The sequence below is a fragment of the Microbacterium umsixpiens genome, from assembly GCF_053543675.1.
Genome location: NZ_JBLVOH010000128.1, coordinates 4,137 through 5,897 on the forward strand (window position 1 = coordinate 4,137; position 1,761 = coordinate 5,897).

The window sequence follows — 1,761 nt, forward strand, 5'->3', positions numbered from 1 at the left end:
CCCCCCCGCGGCGGTGTCAAGCCCCTCCCTTTCCGCGCAGCGAGCGGTCATCCTTCATCGTGGGGACAGTCAGGAGAACGATGGAGCACGACCCGGACCGCAGGTTCGCCCTGGCGCGCGTCGGCGACACCGACTGGGCGATCCATGATCTGCACTACCCGGAGGGCGATCACCGCCGAGTGGTCTGCACGATCTTCGAAGACGCGCCGACGGAGTTCGAGGTCCTGTGGCGACGCGACCTCCCCCTCGCCCTGCGGTACAGCTCCGCAGAGGACGTGCTCGACGCCGTCCGGAGGTTCCAGGACGCCTCTCGGGCGACGCGGCCGATCCCGATCCCGCACCTCCCACCGACGCGCAACCGGGGTGCGGGTCGGAGCGCTCCTCGCTGACACGCCGAGATGCCTCCGCTGGACGCACAGCGCCGGCCTGCGCAAAACTGACGTGAACACGCCGGCCCTCCCCCACCGCCTGGAGTCCTCATGACCTCTCCCGCACCCACCGCCACGTTCTGGAAGAGGTTCTGGGAAAAGGGCGGATGGTGGCGAGCGCTCCTCCTCACGGCCGCGTACTTCGTCCTCTTCCAGCTGCTCTCGCTGTCGTTCACTCCGCTCGCGCTGAACATCCAGGAACCGAGCAGCGCGGCGGGCCTCGCCGTGTTCTACGTCCTGCCCGAACTCGTCGGGGCCGTCATCCTCGCCGCCTTCACCCTCTCGGTCGGGTGGTGGCGCGAGGTCTTCGGCCGGCAGCCGATCCGCGGCCGAGGCTGGATGTGGATCGCCATCGTTGTGGTGCTGCTGTTCAACATCCTCCGCTTCGCGACGATCGACTACGGCAAGGCGGGCTTCGACGTCGTGCTGACGTGGCTCCTGGCCGGACTCCTGATCGGCTTCACCGAAGAGGTGCTCACTCGCGGCCTGGTGGTGAACCTGATACGCAAGGCGGGCCACCGCGAGGTCGTGGTGGCCGTGGTCTCGGCCGCCCTCTTCGCGGGACTGCACGCGGGCAACCTGCTCAACGGGCAGAACCTCCTCGCGACCGGGTTCCAGCTGGTCTACACCTTCGCCTTCGGCATCCTGATGTACCTCGCGCTCCGCGTGACCGGAACGATCATCGCGCCGATCCTGCTGCACGCGAGCACCGACCCGAGCATCTTCCTGCAGACCGCCTACCCGGCGGAGGGCGCGCTCACGGGCTTCGCCGGTCTCGGCAACATCGTGGTGGTCGTCGCCGGCTTCGTGACGATCTTCTTCATCCGCGGCCACGTCGGCGAAACCCGCCCGGACTTCAGCGAGACACGTCCGGCCTGACCGCGCGTCACGCGTCGGTGCCGCGCTGCACCGACAGCGCCCACACCTGCTCGATCGGGGTGAAGCCGTCCTCGCCATCAGCACCGTGGAAGCCTTCGACGAACCGGCCGATGTCGGCCTGCCATGCGTCGTTCACCGGCGAGGCCTCGACGACGCGCATCGCGGCCTCGAAGTCGTCGCATTCGACCAGGTGGAAGAGGTGTCGCCCGGAGCGCCAGATCGTCCAGTCGTGGATGCCCGCGACGCCGAAGAGGTCGCGCAACGCGTCGGGGATCCGGGCGTGGTGGGCTCGGTAGTCGTCGACCGCGCCCTCGGCGATGATCGAATGCAGGGCGATGCGCATGTGGTCCCCTCCGCGCTCAGATCGATTCCGGTGACAGGACGTGCCCGGCTTGCTCCAACGCGTTCCACAGCGACTCCGGAATGCTCGCCGTCGCGCGGGCGACGGCCTCCG

At 68.8% G+C, this 1,761-nt stretch carries 3 protein-coding genes; 2 read left to right on the top strand and 1 reads right to left on the bottom strand.

What is annotated here, in order from left to right; all coding sequences use genetic code 11:
• The first annotated feature begins 80 nt into the window (after positions 1–80).
• Positions 81–389, top strand: coding sequence for a hypothetical protein (locus ACNPM4_RS12855; RefSeq protein ID WP_105712263.1), 309 nt, complete (start codon positions 81–83; stop codon positions 387–389).
• 90 nt (positions 390–479) lie between these two features.
• Complete coding sequence (locus ACNPM4_RS12860) at positions 480–1,307, top strand: CPBP family intramembrane glutamic endopeptidase (RefSeq protein ID WP_448985929.1); 828 nt, start codon at positions 480–482, stop codon at positions 1,305–1,307.
• Positions 1,308–1,314: 7 nt separating this feature from the next.
• Here ACNPM4_RS12860 and ACNPM4_RS12865 read toward each other — a convergent pair whose 3' ends face one another.
• Positions 1,315–1,650 (bottom strand): L-rhamnose mutarotase, encoded by a 336-nt coding sequence (locus ACNPM4_RS12865; RefSeq protein ID WP_029261139.1) that lies wholly within the window; start codon positions 1,648–1,650, stop codon positions 1,315–1,317.
• Between the last annotated feature and the right edge of the window lie 111 nt (positions 1,651–1,761).

What these genes read in the sequence shown, in the direction of transcription:
- ACNPM4_RS12855 (WP_105712263.1), top strand. Translation starts at nt 81, where the DNA reads ATGGAGCACGACCCGGACCGCAGGTTCGCCCTGGCGCGCGTCGGCGAC.
- ACNPM4_RS12860 (WP_448985929.1), top strand. Translation starts at nt 480, where the DNA reads ATGACCTCTCCCGCACCCACCGCCACGTTCTGGAAGAGGTTCTGGGAA.
- ACNPM4_RS12865 (WP_029261139.1), bottom strand. Translation starts at nt 1,650, where the DNA reads ATGCGCATCGCCCTGCATTCGATCATCGCCGAGGGCGCGGTCGACGAC.